General features: G+C 70.0%; 12 protein-coding genes. 9 read left to right on the top strand and 3 right to left on the bottom strand.

Annotated elements, in window-relative coordinates:
- Positions 1–57: 57 nt before the first annotated feature.
- The gene (locus AC1DWC_RS02970; RefSeq protein WP_477906004.1) at positions 58–1,023 is read right to left on the bottom strand and encodes an NAD(P)H-dependent flavin oxidoreductase; all 966 of its coding nucleotides are present in this window, start codon (positions 1,021–1,023) and stop codon (positions 58–60) included.
- 47 nt (positions 1,024–1,070) lie between these two features.
- On the bottom strand, positions 1,071–2,630 hold the full coding sequence (locus AC1DWC_RS02965) for a class I adenylate-forming enzyme family protein (RefSeq protein ID WP_477906002.1): 1,560 nt from the start codon (positions 2,628–2,630) through the stop codon (positions 1,071–1,073).
- Positions 2,631–2,722: 92 nt separating this feature from the next.
- Here AC1DWC_RS02965 and AC1DWC_RS02960 point away from each other — a divergent pair, with 92 nt between their 5' ends.
- The 7 genes from AC1DWC_RS02960 (at position 2,723) to AC1DWC_RS02930 (ending at position 11,904) form a co-directional block, all read left to right on the top strand.
- Positions 2,723–3,916 (top strand): thiolase family protein, encoded by a 1,194-nt coding sequence (locus AC1DWC_RS02960; protein WP_477906000.1) that lies wholly within the window; start codon positions 2,723–2,725, stop codon positions 3,914–3,916.
- Between the two features lie 53 nt (positions 3,917–3,969).
- Positions 3,970–4,911: a winged helix-turn-helix transcriptional regulator gene (locus AC1DWC_RS02955; protein WP_477905998.1), complete on the top strand. Its 942-nt coding sequence runs from the start codon at positions 3,970–3,972 to the stop codon at positions 4,909–4,911.
- 184 nt (positions 4,912–5,095) lie between these two features.
- On the top strand, positions 5,096–6,757 hold the full coding sequence (locus AC1DWC_RS02950; RefSeq protein ID WP_477905996.1) for an aldehyde dehydrogenase family protein: 1,662 nt from the start codon (positions 5,096–5,098) through the stop codon (positions 6,755–6,757).
- Between the two features lie 2 nt (positions 6,758–6,759).
- Complete coding sequence (locus tag AC1DWC_RS02945; RefSeq protein WP_477905994.1) at positions 6,760–7,956, top strand: thiolase family protein; 1,197 nt, start codon at positions 6,760–6,762, stop codon at positions 7,954–7,956.
- Between the two features lie 35 nt (positions 7,957–7,991).
- The gene (locus AC1DWC_RS02940; RefSeq protein ID WP_477905992.1) at positions 7,992–9,731 is read left to right on the top strand and encodes a class I adenylate-forming enzyme family protein; all 1,740 of its coding nucleotides are present in this window, start codon (positions 7,992–7,994) and stop codon (positions 9,729–9,731) included.
- 2 nt (positions 9,732–9,733) lie between these two features.
- Positions 9,734–10,261: a PaaI family thioesterase gene (locus tag AC1DWC_RS02935; RefSeq protein ID WP_477905990.1), complete on the top strand. Its 528-nt coding sequence runs from the start codon at positions 9,734–9,736 to the stop codon at positions 10,259–10,261.
- A 2-nt stretch (positions 10,262–10,263) separates the two neighbouring features.
- Entirely contained in the window at positions 10,264–11,904 is a 1,641-nt protein-coding gene (locus AC1DWC_RS02930; protein WP_477905988.1) for a carotenoid oxygenase family protein, read from the top strand.
- On the opposite strand, the gene AC1DWC_RS02925 is transcribed toward AC1DWC_RS02930, so the two are convergent.
- A complete protein-coding gene (locus tag AC1DWC_RS02925) occupies positions 11,811–13,049 on the bottom strand; it encodes an acetyl-CoA acetyltransferase (RefSeq protein ID WP_477905987.1) in 1,239 nt (412 codons plus the stop codon). The two genes, AC1DWC_RS02930 and AC1DWC_RS02925, sit on opposite strands and share 94 nt — an antisense overlap.
- Positions 13,050–13,306: 257 nt before the next feature.
- Here AC1DWC_RS02925 and AC1DWC_RS02920 point away from each other — a divergent pair, with 257 nt between their 5' ends.
- Together AC1DWC_RS02920 and AC1DWC_RS02915 are read left to right on the top strand one after the other, a co-directional pair.
- On the top strand, positions 13,307–14,254 hold the full coding sequence (locus tag AC1DWC_RS02920; protein ID WP_477905985.1) for a winged helix-turn-helix transcriptional regulator: 948 nt from the start codon (positions 13,307–13,309) through the stop codon (positions 14,252–14,254).
- A 259-nt stretch (positions 14,255–14,513) separates the two neighbouring features.
- Complete coding sequence (locus AC1DWC_RS02915; protein ID WP_477905983.1) at positions 14,514–17,138, top strand: helix-turn-helix transcriptional regulator; 2,625 nt, start codon at positions 14,514–14,516, stop codon at positions 17,136–17,138.
- Positions 17,139–17,178 lie beyond the last annotated feature (40 nt).

The raw sequence follows: 17,178 nt of genomic DNA, 5'->3' as shown, positions 1-17,178 counted from the left end.
TGGGGTTCGACCCACCCGGGGACCCACCGCTGACGCGGGTACGATTTCGCCGCGAACTCAGCGCAGTGCGGGCGCGCTCAACTGGCTCGCCCGGCGCAGCGCCGAGGCGTACTCCCCCTCGATCGTCCCGACGATCGTGCTCAACGGTTCGATGGCGCGGATGGGCGCGAGCCCCTGGCCCGCAGCCCAGACGTCCTTCCACCGCTTCATCGATTCCGTACCGGCGGTGTAGTTCTTCTCCCCGGTCGGCGGCGTCAGGTTGTCGGGATCGAGCCCGCACGCGACGAGGCTGGGCTTGAGCCAGGAGGCGGGGGTGCCGGTGATCGCGGAACTGACCACGAGGTCGTCGGCCCCGTGATCGACGACCATCTGCTTGTACCCGTCCACGGCCATGCTCTCCGCGGCCGCCAGGAACCGGGTACCCATGTAGACCAGGTCGGCACCCGCGGTGATCGCACCCGCGACACCGTGACCGTCGCTGATGCCGCCGCCGATGATGATCATCCCGTCGAAGAACTCACGCACGGCAGAGGTGAACGCGAAGGGCGACAGGTGGCCCGTGTGCCCACCGGCGCCCGCCGACACGCAGGCCATGCCGTCCACACCCGCGTCTGCGGCCTTGCGCGCGAGGCGCAGGTTCACCACGTCGGCGATCACCGTGCCGCCGTATCCCTTGACGATGTCCATCACGGGCTTCGGGGATCCGAGTGCGGTGATGACGATCTGCGGCTTGTACTCGGCGATGAGGCGCAGGTCGTCAGCGAGCCGGGCGTTGCTGCTGTGGGTGATCACGTTTGCCGCCCACGGGGCGACCGGGCCTGCGGTGGCCTCGGCGGCGCGGAGCTGATCGGTGATCGATCCCATCCAGGTGTCGAGGTCCGCCGCGGTGCGGCAGTTCTGGGTCGGGAAGGAGCCGACGACACCGGCGGTGCAGGCGGCGGTCACGAGCTCCGGGCCGGACACCAGGAACATCGGCGCCGCGACGACCGGCAGGCGCAGGGTGGACAGGAACGAGTCGGTCATGATGTTTTCCTCTGTCGAGTGCTGTCGGTGTAAGTGCTTGTGTGAGTTCACGATGCGGCTCGGACGAGGGTGTCGAGCAGCTTGGCGGCCGCCGCCCGATCGACCTTTCCCAGCGCGGTCAACGGGAGACGGTCGACGCGGTGCGCGGCCTTGGGGCGTTTGTAGTCGGGCAGCCGCCTGCGGCTCTCCGCCAACACGACGCGGTCGTCGAGCCTCTCGTCGGCCGACGAGGTGTACGCGGCGACGATGCGTTGCCCCCACACCTCGTCGGGCAGCCCGACGACGACGACATCGTCGACCCCGGGGATCGCGGAGATCGCCTCCTCCACCTCACGGGGATAGACGTTGTATCCGCCGGTGATGATCATGTCCTTGCTGCGGCCGGTCAGGTGGACGTAGCCGTCCGGGTCCCGGTAGCCGAGGTCGCCCGAGTGCAGGCGGCCGTCGACGTGACTCTTGCCCAGATCCGTTCGCGTGCAAGCATTGTGATAGCCGGGGCTGACCGCGGGGCCGGCGACGACGAGCTCGCCGATCTCCCCGTCGGGGACGGTGTCGCCGACGGTGCGGAACGCGATTGCCGCCTCCGGGCACGCGCGGCCCACCGAGCCGAGCAGGTCGGCGTTCTCGAGCACCCCACGGCGGTGGTCATCCGCGGTCAGCACGGTGAGGGGCGGGATCGCCTCGACCATTCCGTAGTACTGCACGAGATTGGGCGTGATGCGGTGGTAGGCCTGCCGGATGTGCTCGACCGGCATCGGTGCGCCCGCATACGCGAGCATGCGCATCCGGCGCATCGCCGACAACCGGGCATCGTCGAAGTCCAGCAGCCGGGCAATGACCGTGGGCACCAGCGCGGTGTGCGTCGCGCGGTGCGCCTCGACGGCGTCGATCAGGCCCGCCGGGCCGATGTGATCGAGGAGCACCTGGCGCCCGCCCGCCTCGAGGAACGGCAGCACGAACAGCCCGCTGGTGTGAATGACGGGTCCCGCGTGCAGGAACACCGCCGGCTCGGCCCCGTCGAGCGTGCCGGCGAGCACGTGGTCGCGCATCGCGCCCAGCGAGGCCAGCCGGTTCGCGTGGGTCCGCTGGGCACCCTTCGGGACTCCGGTGGTCCCGGACGAATAGTGCAGCGCGCACAGCGAATCCGGATCGGGCGTGGGCATCCCGACATGGCGCGCGACGCCGGCCGCCAGCTCGTCGAGCGACGGCCCGGTCGACGACGTCCCGTCGACGGCGATCACGGTCGGTGTGCTCGTCCGGGCGGCGAACTCGGCCGCGCCGTCGATCCGGGGGTCGACGATCAGTGCGTCCGGTGCACAGTCGTGGACGACGCGTTCCCAGTCCACCGGGCCAACGCGCGGATTGAGCGAGACCCGGACGAATCCGCCGATCGCCAGTGCGAGATCGACCTCGACCGCGGCGGCGGTGTTGCCGAGCAGGACCACGACCCGGCTCCCCGCCGCGATGCCGAGGTCGTGCAGGCCCCCCGCCAGTGCGTATGCCCGGTCGGACAGTTCGGTGAACGTTCGAGTCCCGCAGCTGTCCTCGATCGCGATCGCGGGCCCGTACCGATCGGCCGCGGTACGAATCACGTCGGCTATGGACATGAGGCTCCTTCCATTCGCTACAGTTATTGAAGTAGACAACGGCGGGCGTATTTCCGCAAGGGCCGCGCCCCGACCGCACAGGAGGAGTCCCCATGACCCAACGCCTTTCCGCATCCGACCCACGCGCACCGTGGGTGATCGATGCAGTCCGGACCCCGTTCGGCGCGGCCCGAGGGGCGCTCTCCCACGTCCGGGCCGACGACCTGGCAGCGCTTCCGATCGCGGACCTGGTCCGCAGGCATCCCACGCTCGACCCCGGCCGCATCGACGACGTCGTCTGGGGAAATGCCAACGGCGCCGGCGAGGACAACCGCAACGTGGCCCGGATGGCGGTGCTGCTCGCGGGACTTCCGCACACGATTCCGGGCGTCTCGGTCAACCGGCTGTGCGGCTCCGGCGCCGAGGCGGTGTTGTCCGCGGTCAGGCGTGTCGCGGTCGGGGACGCCGAGATCACGATCGCCGGCGGCTCGGAGAGCATGAGCCGTGCGCCGTACGTGCTCCCGCCGGTGGACTCCGCGTTTCCCCGGTCGATGGAGCTGCTCCCCACCACCGTCGGGTGGCGCATGCCGAACCCCAAATTCCCCGCTGCCTGGGTCGAGACGCTCGGCAGATCGGCCGAGTTGGTGGCGCAGCAGCTGGGTGTCGGCCGCCTCGAGCAGGACGAATGGGCGCTCCGATCCCACGAACTGGCGCGCCGGGCCTGGACGGACGGCGTGCACGACAGCTTCGTGATGTCGCACCCGAACCTCGACCGCGACGAACCGATCCGCGACACCGACGCGGCAACCCTGGCCGCCCTGCGGCCCGCCTTCTCGAGCGGCGGCAGCGTCACCGCCGGTAATTCGTCTCCGATCAGCGACGGGGCGGTCGCGGCGCTGATCGGGACCGGAGCCGTCGCCGACGAACTCGGTGTCGAACCGCTCGGCCGCGTGCTGGCCTCGGCGGTCGTCGGCGCCGAGCCCGACAAGTTCGCGCTGGCGCCCGTGGCCGCCATCGCGAAGGCCCTCGACCGCGCGGGTCTCGGGCTCGCCGACGTTCGGGTGCTGGAGCTCAACGAGGCGTTCGCCGCGGTGGTCCTGTCCTGTCTGCACGAACTCCCCGGCATCCCGGCCGATCGGGTCAACCCCTTCGGCGGCGCCATCGCCCTGGGGCATCCGCTCGGCGCGTCCGCGGCCCGGATGGTGGTCGACTGCCTGCGCCATCTCCGCCGGCTCGGCGGGGGCATCGGGGTCGCGGCTGCGTGCATCGGCGTGGGACAGGGCATCGCTATTGTGTTGGAGGCCTGAACAGACGATCCGCAATACGCGATCGTCGCGGGCAGTACCGGGAGGTGGGTGACGTGGCCGAACCCGGGGCCGTCGCACCTCAGAGCCCGGTTGCCCAGACGATCGACCTACTCGGCGACCGGCTGACCCTTGCGATCCTGCGCGAGGCCTTCGTCGACCACGTGCGCCGCTTCAGTCAGTGGATCGACCGAACCGGCGCGCCGCCGGCCATGCTGACGGCACGACTGAACGCGCTGGTCGAGGCGGGTCTGATGGAGCGCCGGCCGCAGCCGAGCGGCGGCGACCGCCACGACTACCTCCTGACCGAACTCGGCCTGGCGACGTGGGAGATCCTGGCCAGTGTCTGGGCATGGCAGCGCGAATGGTCCCCGGAGGGGCTGCTGCAGCCCGAGTTGGTGCACATCGACTGCGGCCACCGGGGACCGCCGGCGATGATGTGCCGGCACTGCGACGGCACAGTCGGCGCGCGGGATGCGCGGCTCGAACTGGACCGGGAATCGCTGGTCCTCGCGGCACGGAGCGGACGAAGGCGATCGACCCGCAATGCCCCGTCGGTGAGCCGGGCCGACCTGCAGTTCACCGAGGTCATGGAGGCGATCGGCGACCGCTGGAGCGCCCTGGTCACGGGCTTGGCGCTGTCGGGGGTTCGCCGCTTCGGCGAGTTCCAGTCAATCCTGAAGATCTCGCCGACGACGCTCACCGAGCGCCTGGTGAGGCTGTCCGAGGTGCAGATACTCACCCGGAGCGAACGCGGTGGCGGGCGCGAGTACGTGCTGACCCCGCGCGGCCGCGGGCTGTTCCCGATCTTCGCGTTCCTGCTGGCGTGGACGCAGGTCGCGCATCCCGATGCGCTCCCGCTCGGCCCTAAACTCCGCCACGCCGACTGTGGCTCCTGGCTGCTCCCGGCGCTGCGCTGCCGCGGATGCGAGGCCACTCTGGAACGCACGTCCGTGCGCTTCGAGCCCTTCCCGTTCGGCGCTCAGCTCCCGCGCTAGCCGAAGACTCTCGCCCTCGAGCGGTCCGACGTCGTCGACCGTTGACAACCCGCTCTGTGTCCTGGTTCACTTCAATAACAGTAGTTATTTCGGTCAAAGCAGACGCACCCCACGTCCACCGAACGCCCCACCCCGATGACTGACTGATCTCGCCACAAATCTGTTGACACAGGAACGAGCGCCCATGTTCTTCGAAACCCACCTCGAACTGCTGCAGGCCGCGGCAGAGGCCAACCGCACCCGCGTCGCGTGGACCGGGTACGCGCCCATCTCACCGCCGGACTCCGCGCAGTCCGACGTCCTCGTAGGCGCCTACGACGGTGCCACCCTGACGCTTTCGTCTCCCACCGACTCGGTGATCACCGCCGACGAGGTCTCGCCGTACACCGGGAAGGCGCTCAACGTCAGCTACAGCGCGCCGTCGGTGGACGAGTCGCTGGTGGGGGCGGCCGCGGCCGCCACCGCCCTCCGCGACGCCGGCGTCGAGCGTCGGGTCGGCGTGTGCCTCGAGGCACTGCACCGGATTCACCAACGCGGCCAGGAGTTCGCGGCCGTCACCTCGCACACCACCGGACAGAGCCTCAACATGGCCTGCAGCGGCAGCGGGACCAACGCGCTCGACCGCGGCCTGGAGGCAGTGGCGATGGCCTGGTCGGCCATGGCCCGGGTCCCCGGAAACGTGACATGGCAGCAGCGATTCGGCAAGTCGGACGTGACCCTGCGGAAGCGATTCCGCGTCCGCCCGCTCGGTACCGCACTCGTCGTCGCCTGCGCCTCCTTCCCCGCCTGGAACGCCTACCCGGCGATCCTCGCGAACCTCGCGACGGGCAATCCGGTCCTCGTCAAGCCGCACCCCCGATCGGTCCTCGCAACCGCACTCGCGGTGGGCGTGATCCGCGAGGTCCTCACCGAGGCGCAGCTGCCGGCCGACGCCGTTCAGCTCGTCGTCGACACCGCGGACGCCCCCGTCGCGGGGCAGCTGGCCACCAGCCCCGAGGTGCGGATCGTCGACTTCACCGGCAGCCCCACGTTCGGGTCGTGGCTGGAACGGAACGTCCCGAACACCCTGGTGTTCACCGAGACCGCGGGCGTCAACACCGTCGTCCTCGACTCCGTGTCCGACCTGTCGGCGGCCGTGCGCACGCTCGCCGGCGGTCTCTCGCTCTTCAGCGGCCAGATGTGCACCACACCCCAGAACATCTACATCCCCGACGCGGGCGTGCGCACGGACGACGGCGTGATCGCACGAGACGACGTCATCGCTGCCCTCCTGACGGCGATCGACGACCTCGCCGGCGCGCCTCGCCGCGCCGGGGCAGTCTGCGGCGCGCTGCAGTCCGACGCGACGCTGCACTCCATCACCGCGCTGGCCGACGCGGCCGAGGCGAGCGGGACCCTGCTGCGCAGGCCGGTGCCGTACGCCCATCCGGACTATCCCCAGGCCCGGTCGATGACCCCGCTGGTCATCCGGGTCGACCCGCGTCGGGGACAGACGCTTCCCGACGGCGAACAGTTCGGTCCGGTCGCCTTCCTCGTCGACGTCGCCGACACCGCGTCCGCGGTGGAGCACGCGACCGCGAGCGTCCGCAGTCACGGCGCGATCAGCTCGTACCTCTACTGCACCGACGACGCCGTCGTCGACGAGGTGGCCGACGCGTACGCCGATGCCGGGGCGTCCCTCTCGGCGAACCTGGTGTCCTCGATGCCCATGCAGTTCGCGGCCGCCTACAGCGACTACCACGTCACCGGCCTCAACCCGGCGGGCAACGCGACCCTCACCGACGAGTCCTTCATCGCCGGGCGATTCCGCATCGTCCAGGACCGCCGCCAGGTCGAGGGGGAGTGACCATGTCCCAGTTCACATCCGGCGTCTACATCTACGACGCGGTCCGCACGCCGAAGGCCCGGGTCCGGCGTCAGGGCGGCACGTTCGCCGACGTACCCGCACACGAACTCCTCGCCCAGCTGCTGTCCGCCCTGCAGGAACGCGGTCTCCCCGCCGACACGGTCGACGATGTCATCGTCGGCACCAGCACGGCCGCCGGCGAACAGGGCGGCAACGTCGCCCGCGCCGGCGTGCTCTGGGCGGGCTGGCCGGACCAGGTCGGCGCCGGGGTGGTCTCCCGACTGTGCTGCTCGGGGCTCGACGCGATCGAGTCCGCCTCGGCCAAGGTGGCCTCCGGCATCGCCGATGTCGTCGTCGCCGGCGGCGTCGAGTCGATGTCGCGGGTACCGATGCTCTCGGACAGGCCGGCCTTCGTCTCCGACGAGGAGCTCGGCGACCGCACGGGCTACGTGACCATCGGGGTCTCCGCCGACCTCACCGCAGCCGAATACGGTTTGACACGAACGGATCTCGACGCCTACGCGGTGACCTCTCACCAGCGTGCCGCCGCGGCCCCGGCGTCCCGGTCCGTGATTCCGGTCCGCTCGGGCGCCACCACGATCCTCGAGTCGGACGAGGGACCCCGACCGGACATCAGTCTCGAGTCACTCGCCGAACTCGCCACCCTCTTCGGGGAGGATCCGTCGTGGAGCAGGGTGGCGATGCGTCTGCCCGCCGTCCGGCGCCCGGATGGCGGGCTGCACACCGCCGCCACCGCCCCGCAGATGGCGGACGGTGCGGCGATGGCGGTCTTCGGGTCCTCCGCCGCGCGCGACCGGATCGGCCGCGAACCGATCGCGGAGGTGGTGGGCGTCGCCCAGGCCGCCGTGCGCTCGCCACTGCTGACGGCATCCGTCGTCGCCTCCAGGCGGGCCCTCGCGAACGCGGGGATCACCGCGGGACAGCTCGACGTGATCGAGGCGAACGAATCCTTCGCCGCGTCCGTCCTGGTGATGACCCGGGAGCTCGGGCTCGATCCGAACAAGGTCAACCCACTCGGCGGATCGCTCGCCACCGGCCACCCGCTGGGCGCAGGCGGTGGGGCACTCCTCGTCAACGCCCTGGACCAGCTCTCCCGCGTCGACGGCGAGTACGCCCTGGTGACCATCCCGGCGGCGCTCGGGCTCGGTGCCGCCGTCGTCGTCCGCCGACTCCGCTGACCCACCGCCCCCAGACCACTGCACGAAAGGACGCCATGAACGCCATCTCGGCAGGCCACGCCGCCAACCGCCTACGCCCGTGCCATCCCGACAGCCGTGTCGACGACTACCTCGAACACCACTGGTGGTCGCCGCTGACCGTGTTGGACCTCCTCGACGGCCAGGTCCGGAGCCGCGGCACCGCCCCCGCGGTGACCGATCCGACGAACCTGCCCGCGCTGTGCGGGATCGAGCCGGAGACACTGACCTGGCAGGAGTTGGACGCACGCGTCGACGACCTGGCCGCGAAGCTGCACGAGTCGGGAATCGGTCCCGGCGATGTCGTGGCGGTGCTGATGCCCAACTCCGTCGCCCTGACCGCGACCTACTTCGCCCTGTGGCGCCTCGGCGCGATCGCGGCCCCGATGCCGGCCTCGTACCGACGATTCGAACTGACCCGGATCGTCGAATCCTCTGCGGCCGTAGCGGTTGTCACCGTCAACAGCTTCGGTGACCGGACGCCGTCCGAGGAGGCGCTCGGTCTGATCGGCGAGTTGCCCTCCCTGCGCACCGTGTTCACCTTCGGCCCGCCCTCGTCGAACCGTGGCCGGCCGCTGGACGCGGCCCCCGCCACCGACGAATCGGTCGATGCCGTGCGCCGCGCCTACGCGGCGCTGCCCCGGTCGGTGAACGACTGCATCACGATCTGCTGGACCAGCGGCACGGAGGCGGCGCCCAAGGGCGTACCCCGGTGTCACGGTGACTGGATCGCGGTCGGGCAGGCGGTTCAGGACGGACTGGAGACGGACGAGGCGTCCGTCATGCTCAACCCGTTCCCGATGGTCAACATGGCCGGGTTCGCGACCTCGCTGCTGCCGTGGCTGCTCGGCGGCGGTCACGTGGTCCACCACCACCCGCTGGACCTCGCCGTCTATCTCGATCAGCTCCAGCGCTACCACGTCACCCACACCAGCATGCCGCCCGCGATTCTCACCATGCTGTTGCAGCGAGAGGACCTTCGGACCGCATACGACATGTCCGCGCTCCGCCGGGTGGGTTCGGGCGGCGCCCCGCTGCCCCCCGGCGTGGTGCGCGACTGGCAGTACTCGCTCGGTGTCGAGGTGCTCAACTTCTTCGGCTCGAACGAGGGGGTGTGCATGCTCGGCGCCCCGTCGGACACGCCCGACCCGCTGATCCGCGCAGAGTACCTGCCGAACTACGGCGCACCGGACAGGTCGTGGGCCACCGACGTGGCCGAGCGAACCTCGGTGCGCCTGGTGGACCTGGCGACGGGCAAGGAGGTGACCGCGGTCGGCGGACGCGGCGAGCTCCGACTGAAGGGGCCGACGATCTTCGCCGGCTACCTGGAGGGAACCGCGGCATCGAGCCCGTTCGACGAGGACGGATACCTCTGCAGCGGAGACATATTCGAGCTGTGCGGAGACAACGGCGAGTACCTCAAGTTCGTCGACCGGAGCAAGGAGATCATCATCCGCGGCGGGATGAACATCGCTCCGGCCGAGATCGAGGGGATTCTCATCGACCACCCCGCCGTCGCCGATGTGGCCATCGTCGGGTACCCCGATGACGTCCTCGGCGAGAAGTGCTGTGCGGTGGTGGTTCCCAAGGACGGGTCCGACATCACGCTCGAGGATCTGGTCGAATTCCTGCGGGCCAAGGACCTCGCGTCGTTCAAGCTGCCGGAGCGGCTCGTCACGGTCGAGCAGCTTTCCCGGAACCCGGTCGGAAAGCTGCAGCGTCGCGACATTCGCGGCGAGGTCGTGAAGGTCGGCTGACCATGGGATCACCAGATGCCCACGGGACGCCGGTCGGCCGGCCGCGCGAGACGCCGACCGGGTCCGGCGGGAGCATCGCCGACGAGATGACCGCGATGCTCGAGGGGCGGCTCCCCGGCCTGGTCGGAATGCGCATCCTCGAGGCGTCGGCAGCGGCGGTCACCGGTGAACTGACCGTTCGCGAGGAGTTGCTGGCGCCGAACGGGTACCTGCACGCGGCCACAGTCGTGGCCTTGGCGGACACGGTGTGCGGTGTCGGCGCGCGGTTGGCACTGCCCGCCGAGGCTTCCGGATTCACGACACTCGAACTCAAGACCAACTATCTCGGCACCGCGAGGTCCGGGACAGTCACCGTGGCGGCGACGCTCGTCCACGGTGGGCGGCGCAGCCAGGTGTGGGACGCCACCGTCCGGGACGGCGACGGGAGGGCGATCACGCTCTTCCGGTGTACCCAGATGGTGCTCTACCCCTCGGCACCGCAACAGCATTCGTCCTCTCAACCAACCCTCACCACCACTGAAGCGGAGTAGGCATGACTTCCACCCAGCCCCGCGTGAACGGCGACCCCATCGCCGTCGCTCGCCCGGTCGACGCCACCGACGACAATCCGTACACCCTCGGGGTGTTCGCGCCGGTCCACGACGAACTCACCCTCGACGATCTCACCGTCATCGGTGAGATCCCGAAGGACCTCAACGGTGTGTACCTCCGCAACGGCCCGAACCGCCAGTTCGAGGCACCGGGCCGCTATCACATGTTCGACGGCGACGGCATGATCCATGCCGCACACTTCGAGAACGGGAAGGTGCGGTACCGCAATCGGTACGTCCAGACCAAGGCCTTCCAGGACGAGTCCGAGGCGGGCCGTGCCCTGTGGACCGGTCTCATGGAGAACCCGAAGGACAATCCGTGGGGCAACGGACACGGCCTCGGGATCAAGGATTCCGCCAACACCGACGTCATCTACCACCGCGGCCAGGTCCTGGCGACGTGGTACCTCTGCGGAACCCCCTACGCCGTGGACCCGCTTTCCCTGGAAACACTTGGTGCACAGGACTTCCTGGGAACCTTTGCCGGCGACATGATGGCCCACCCCAAGGTCGACGAGGCCACCGGCGAATTGATCTGGTTCGACTACGGGCCCGACCAGGACTTCCTGCGTTACGGCATCATCGGCGCCGACGGTCGTCAGACGCACCTCACGCAGATCGATCTGCCGGGTCCGCGACTTCCGCACGACATCGGGATCACCGCCAACTACTCGATCCTCATGGACCTGCCGCTGGTTCAGGATCACGATGCGCGCCGGGCCGGCAAGTACCGGATCTTCTACGATCAGGAACTTCCCGCTCGATTCGCCGTCATTCCCCGTCACGGAAATGGCAGTGACGTGCGCTGGTTCGAGGTGAAGCCCTGCTACATCTACCACGTCGTCAATTCGTGGGAGGAGGGCGACGAGATCATCATGGACGTGTGCCGGGTGAAGAACCCTCAGCACCAGACGACTTTCGCCTCGCCCCTGTCGAACATGCTCGCGTACATGCGACTCGACGCACAGCTCTACCGGTACCGCTTCAACCTGCGCACCGGCGCCACCATCGAGACCGAACTCGACAATGCCAACATCGAGTTCCCCAGCGTGGATTCGCGGGTGATGGGCCGCTCGCACCGGTACTCGTACAGCATGAGCCTCGGTAACGAGCCGACGCTGCTCTTCGACGGGCTCGTGCGGTTCGACTCGCAGACGGGCACCAAGGAAGAGCACAAGTTCGGTTCCGGGCGTTGGGGTTCGGAGGCACCCTTCGCACCGCGCGACGGATCGACGGGCGAGACCGACGGTTACCTGGTGTGCTTCGTCAACGACGAGGCCGAGGACCGGGGCGAGATCAACATCTTCGATGCCGAGGACGTCGCGGCGGGACCGATCGCGCGGGTGTTGCTGCCGCGCCGGGTTCCCTCCGGCTTCCACGCCACCTGGGTGCGCGCCGATCACCCCCCCCCCCCCCCGGGGAGACTTTCGTCATTCTGGAGTCTGTACGGGTGCCGATGGTCCTGGCACCCGGGCGGCGCAGACGCCGGTCACCGGGTACCTCTGACGACCACCGTGGACACCGCGGTGGTGAACGATCCACCGATGTTGACGGTGAGGGCGCGCCGGGCGTTGTCGACCTGATGGTCTCCCGCCCGGCCGGTGACCTGTCGAGCCGAGTCGAGCACCATGCGGACGCCGGTGGCGCCCACCGGGTGCCCGTGCGACATCAGCCCACCGCTGGGGTTCACCGGCAGCCGTCCGCCGCGTTCGATCGTGCCGTCCATCACCACCTCGCCGCCCTTGCCCGGGTCGGCCAGTCCGATGTGCTCGAGCGTGACCAGCCCGTTGATGGTGAAGCAGTCGTGGATCTCGGCGACGTCCACGTCGGCGGCCCCCGCGATCCCCGCGCGCAGGTAGGCGTCCTCGACGGCTCCGCGCAGGTGCGGGAAGAGGTAGTCGCGGTCGTCACTCTGGGCGAGCTTGTCCGCGAGCAGCAGAGTCGCCGTGCGGTGGCCGAATCCGGCGATCGTGGCCTCCTGGTCCAGGTCGGCTCCCGTCCGCTGCGCCCACGCCTGCGCAAACTTCGGCCCGGCCAGCACCACGGCGGCGGCGCCGTCGGTGATACGCCCGCAGTCGGTCTTGCGGAGCATCCCCTCCACGATGGGGTTCACCTCCTCGTTCTCGTCGAAGGATCCCGCAGGGAAGTCCCAGTCCCGGGTCTGCGCAAGACCATTGCGGGATCCGTTCTCGAACGCGATCTCGGCGAAACGGCCGAGATGTGCATGGTCGAGGCCGTAGCGCCGCGCGTACTCCTGCGCGATGTCGGCGAAGAGCGCGGGCCACGGATACTTCACGCCCAGCGCCTCCCGCCCCGCCCACGCCGCGGTGCCCAGGTACTCGGCGGCCGTCTGCGCGGGCACATTGCGCATCAGCTCGACCCCGACCACCAGTGCCACGTCGTACCGGCCCGACTCGATGTCCGCGCACGCGGCGAGGACCGCCGTGCTGCCCGAGGCACAGGCCGCCTCGTGCCGGGTGCTCGGCAGGCCGTCGAGGCCCGGCACGGCCGCGACCACCATGCCGCCGAGCTGCGCCTGGCCGGCGAAGAGCTCTCCGGCGAGGTTGCTCACGTGGATGACACCGACCTCGTGGTCGTCGACTCGCGCGTCGACCAGCGCGGCCGGCACGGCCTCGGCAAACATGTCGACCAGGCCCAGCCCCTCCTTCGACCAGTTCCTGGCGAAGTCGGTCTGGGCTCCTCCGAGCACGTACACGGGGTTTGTCATCTTTTCCTCCTGGTTTGTCGCACCTCAGGCTAGCCACGCCCTGCCATTACTTCAAGATTCATAGTCACTGGATTCTCCACCATCAATCGATGAATAACCCAGCAGTACAACAGGCAAACGCCACTTCTGACAGCCGTCTCCGGCAGCCGTGGAGGGCAATTTGTCGACATCACTTCTTAATAAGAAGTGACGGAGGACGCGATGCGGGTCGCACCACTTCGGTTCCCTGTCACAGCCCGTTTGCGATGATGGACGGCATGTCCACAGTCCAGCCCCGAGCCGCGGAGCCACCGGCCCGTCCGGCATCGTCCGCGCTGGGGCGCGCCCTGCTCATCGCGGGCGACAGATGGAATCTGCAGATCATGCGGGCCGTCTTCGACGGCGCCGAGCGTTTTGCGCAACTGCGTGAGGAGCTGGGGATCTCGGACGCCGTCCTCTCGCATCGCCTGAGTCGGCTGATCGACGACAAGATCCTCGACGCACACCCGTACTCGACCGCGCCGCCGCGCAACGAGTACCGCCTCACCGGGCTCGGCGCCGATCTGTGGCCGGCCCTCGTCGCGTTGTGGAGTTGGGACCGCCACTGGGCACCGCGCGCACCCGACCGGCCGGCCGCCCACCTCCGTCACCTGACGTGCGGGCACCTCATCACCCCGGTGTTCGGCTGCGGTGGGTGCCAGGCGATCGGGGTGACCGCCCGGGACGTCCGAACCGAGGTCGACGCGCCCCTTCTCGTCGACGTCGCCGACCGCCGGTCCCGACGCACGGCGAAGGGTGACGCGGCGGGGATGGACTCCACCAGCGTGCTCGCCGATCGCTGGTCGACCTTCCTGCTCGCGGCCGCGTTGGAGGGCAACCGCCGGTTCGGCGACTTCCAGGACCGGCTCGTAACCATCTCGCCGGTCACCCTGACCGACCGCCTCGCCTACTTCGTCGACAACGGGATGTTGGTGCGCACGCCGATCGTGGACGGCGCACGACGGCAGGAGTACCGCACCACGCCCAAGAGCCTCGACTTCTTTCCCGTGTTCGCCGCGCTCAACGCGTGGGCGGCGAGGCACCTGTCGACGGACGGACGGTCCGGCCTGACCATCGTGCACAGCGCGGGCGAGCATCTGCTCCAACCCCGGTACACCTGCAACGCATGCAATGCCGTGTTGCGCCGGGCCGACACCGAGTTCCAGCGGTCCACAGCAGGGCGCTGACGAGCCGCCTGCGCCAGGGCACGCGAGTAGTTTCCCGGACCGCGACGCCGGTTCGAACCGGCGTTACACCCGGAAACGGGTGAACCGTCGGGTGAAAACCCGTCCTCGTCTGTGGGCTTTCCCCGCCCGAGATGACAGATTGTCGGTAACTGCGCCCTGACGACGGCCGACCAGCGGCGCCGCACCCACCCTGAGATCGAGCAGCGATCGAAAGAGGCTTGTCCACGCATGTCGCTTGTCCACATGATGGAGCGCCCGCGTGTCTGAACCCCGGAACCCGCGGCAACCCGGCCGGCAGCGGCGCGCACCGGCCGTGGCGCCGCGACCCCGGCTGCTGGCCCGGCTCGATCGCGAGTCACCCGTCACCGTCCTGCGCGCGCCGCGCGGATTCGGCAAGTCCGACCTGGTCGCGACCTGGCTGCAGTCGGGCCGGGCGGCGGCTCGGCTCGTCGTGTGGGTACCGGCCCCCGTCGGACGCGTCGGCGCCGACGCGTACTGGCGGGCGGTGCTCGAACGAGTCCACGCGGCAGGCTGCGGAACGCCGGACGGGCGACCCGAAGACCCGCCCGACGCGGTCCGGGAGTCGCTGGCACACACCGAGACCTCGGTCGTTCTCGTCCTCAACCGGATCGACCTCGTCGGAGACGACCGCCTCGACCCTGTCGACGAGGACCGGTTCGAGGCGGACGTCCGCCGCCTCGTCGACCGGTGCCCGCACGTCAACGTCGTCGCCACGCTCTGCGGGCGCACCCACTTCGTCGACCCGGCCGCGATGGAACCGACCTACGAGCTGATCTCCGCCCGCGACCTGCTGTACACGGTCGAAGAGAGCGCCGAGTTCTTCGAGTTCGCCGGGGCCGCGGCGGCGCCGGGCGAGCCGGCGTATGTCCACGACCGGACCGGCGGGCTGCCGGACCTCGTGAGGATCGCGGCGTTGGTGCTCAAGGCGGTGCCCTCCACCCCCGCCCGCGGCCGACTGCTCGCCAATGCCCTCGACCGCGCCATCGCGGACTACACCCGCACCCGGGTGCTCGACAACCCCGAGATCACCGAACACCGGGACTTCGCCGTGGCCGKCGCGMCGGCCCGGGTGATCACCCCCGAGATCGCGGCCGTGCTCGGCGCCGACACAGAACGGGTCGAGGCGACGGAGGCCCGCCGCCGCCTCGTCGATCTCGAGGCCGCCGGCGTGGTGGTCCGCTCCGATGCCACGGTCGACGAGGCCTGGGAATTCGCCCCCGCGGTCCGCGACGCGCTGCTGGTCGCCCAGGGACGGGCCGGGATGCGGCCGGCCGATCGCCTGTCGAGGCTCGCGCTCCACCACCTCGACAGCGACGACCCCGCGAGCGGGCTGCGGTACGCCGCGGACGCAGCGGACTGGGCGCTGGTGATCGAGATCCTCGACGAACACTGGGTCGACCTCATCGGCGACCACATCGTCATGATCCGCTCGACGCTGCGGGACATCCCGCTGGACCTGCTCGACGCATATCCCTCCATCCGCGCCGGCCGGGAGCTGTTCACCCTGCTCGGCACGCAGACCACCAGCACGGCCAGCACCCTGCCCACCGACGTCGACGCGCTGCGCCGGCTCGGCGCCGAACCGAATGCCGGTGAGCTGCTCGACGTCGGATCTGTCCAGTCCCTCATGCTGCGGGTGGGTGGAAGGTTCCGGGAGTCCGCCGACCTGGCTCGGCAGCTGGACGTACTCAGCCGCGCCACCCTCGACGCCCGTCCCGAGAAGGTGCGCAGGCAGCTTCCGGTGATGCGGCTGCAGTGGGGCATCAGCCACCAGCTGGCCGGCGAGTTCGCCGAGTCCACCGTCGACCTACGGCTCGCACACCGCGGCGCCCTCGCGCAGGGCACCTACTTTGTCGCCCGCAACGCGGCGGGCAGTTCCGCGCTGAACTGGGCGCTGCTCGGGGATCCGCGGCGCGCGGACGGGTGGCTGGCCGACGAGGCGGCGCAGCCGCGGTCCGCCGGCTGGCTCGAACTCCTGGTCAGGGTTCCCGCGCTGGTGGCCCGGGCGCTGACGGCACTGGACCGGCTCGACCTCGACACCGCTCGGCGCGCCCTCGACGAGCTGGGCGAGGCCTCCGACAACGAGGAGCTGTGGGCGTTCGTCACCTATGCCCACAGCCGCTACGCGCTCGCGACTCGGCGCCCGTTCGACGGGCTCTCGCTGCTGCGCCGGGCGGTCACCGCACACCCGACGACCTTCGGCCCGTCCTCGGCGGCACTGCCGCTGCTGACGGCCGTCGAGGTCAGCCTGCGACTCGCGCTGGGCGAGGGTAACCAGGCCCTGGCGCTGGCCTCGGGCACGGGGCCCGAGCAGCCGTGGACGCTGGTCGCGGCGGCTCGCGCGCACCTGCTCGCGGGCGAGCCCGGCCAGGCGCTGGCGCTGTGTCACCGGTGCGACTGGTTCGGTCACCCGCATCCGCACGCCCATCTCGAGGCCCTGGTCGTCGAGGCCGCCGCGCACCAGGTGCTGGGCAACGCCGGCGCGGCGGCGAACGCCTGGGCCCATGCCCGCGGCGAGGCCGACCGCACCGGGCTGGTGTGGCCGCTGGCGACGATCCCGCGCACGCTCGTGGAGACCCTCGAGGCGACGACCACCACCGCGTCGGCCGCAGTCGAGGCGCTGAGGGGCTCGACCGTCGGGAACCCCTACCCGGAGTCCGTGCACCTGGTCCAGCTCACCGAGCGCGAGAAGCTGGTGCTCACCGAGCTGGCGCTGGGCCTGTCGACCCGGGAGATCGCCACGAAGCTGTTCGTCTCCGCCAACACCGTCAAGAGCCAGCAGCGCTCGCTGTACCAGAAGCTCGGCGGGCACTCCCGCGAGGAGATCCTCCGGACCGCGGGCCGGCTCGGGTTGTTCGACTGAGCCGTCTGACAAAGGGCGAATCGCCCAGTTTGATAGTTTT

The organism is Rhodococcus sp. P4_C10 (assembly GCF_056402135.1).
The sequence above is the reverse complement of the archived record's forward strand: the minus strand, read 5'-3'. Positions and strand labels throughout refer to the sequence as shown.

What these genes read in the sequence shown, in the direction of transcription:
- AC1DWC_RS02970 (WP_477906004.1), bottom strand. Translation starts at nt 1,023, where the DNA reads ATGACCGACTCGTTCCTGTCCACCCTGCGCCTGCCGGTCGTCGCGGCG.
- AC1DWC_RS02965 (WP_477906002.1), bottom strand. Translation starts at nt 2,630, where the DNA reads ATGTCCATAGCCGACGTGATTCGTACCGCGGCCGATCGGTACGGGCCC.
- AC1DWC_RS02960 (WP_477906000.1), top strand. Translation starts at nt 2,723, where the DNA reads ATGACCCAACGCCTTTCCGCATCCGACCCACGCGCACCGTGGGTGATC.
- AC1DWC_RS02950 (WP_477905996.1), top strand. Translation starts at nt 5,096, where the DNA reads ATGTTCTTCGAAACCCACCTCGAACTGCTGCAGGCCGCGGCAGAGGCC.
- AC1DWC_RS02945 (WP_477905994.1), top strand. Translation starts at nt 6,760, where the DNA reads ATGTCCCAGTTCACATCCGGCGTCTACATCTACGACGCGGTCCGCACG.
- AC1DWC_RS02940 (WP_477905992.1), top strand. Translation starts at nt 7,992, where the DNA reads ATGAACGCCATCTCGGCAGGCCACGCCGCCAACCGCCTACGCCCGTGC.
- AC1DWC_RS02935 (WP_477905990.1), top strand. Translation starts at nt 9,734, where the DNA reads ATGGGATCACCAGATGCCCACGGGACGCCGGTCGGCCGGCCGCGCGAG.
- AC1DWC_RS02930 (WP_477905988.1), top strand. Translation starts at nt 10,264, where the DNA reads ATGACTTCCACCCAGCCCCGCGTGAACGGCGACCCCATCGCCGTCGCT.
- AC1DWC_RS02925 (WP_477905987.1), bottom strand. Translation starts at nt 13,049, where the DNA reads ATGACAAACCCCGTGTACGTGCTCGGAGGAGCCCAGACCGACTTCGCC.
- AC1DWC_RS02920 (WP_477905985.1), top strand. Translation starts at nt 13,307, where the DNA reads ATGTCCACAGTCCAGCCCCGAGCCGCGGAGCCACCGGCCCGTCCGGCA.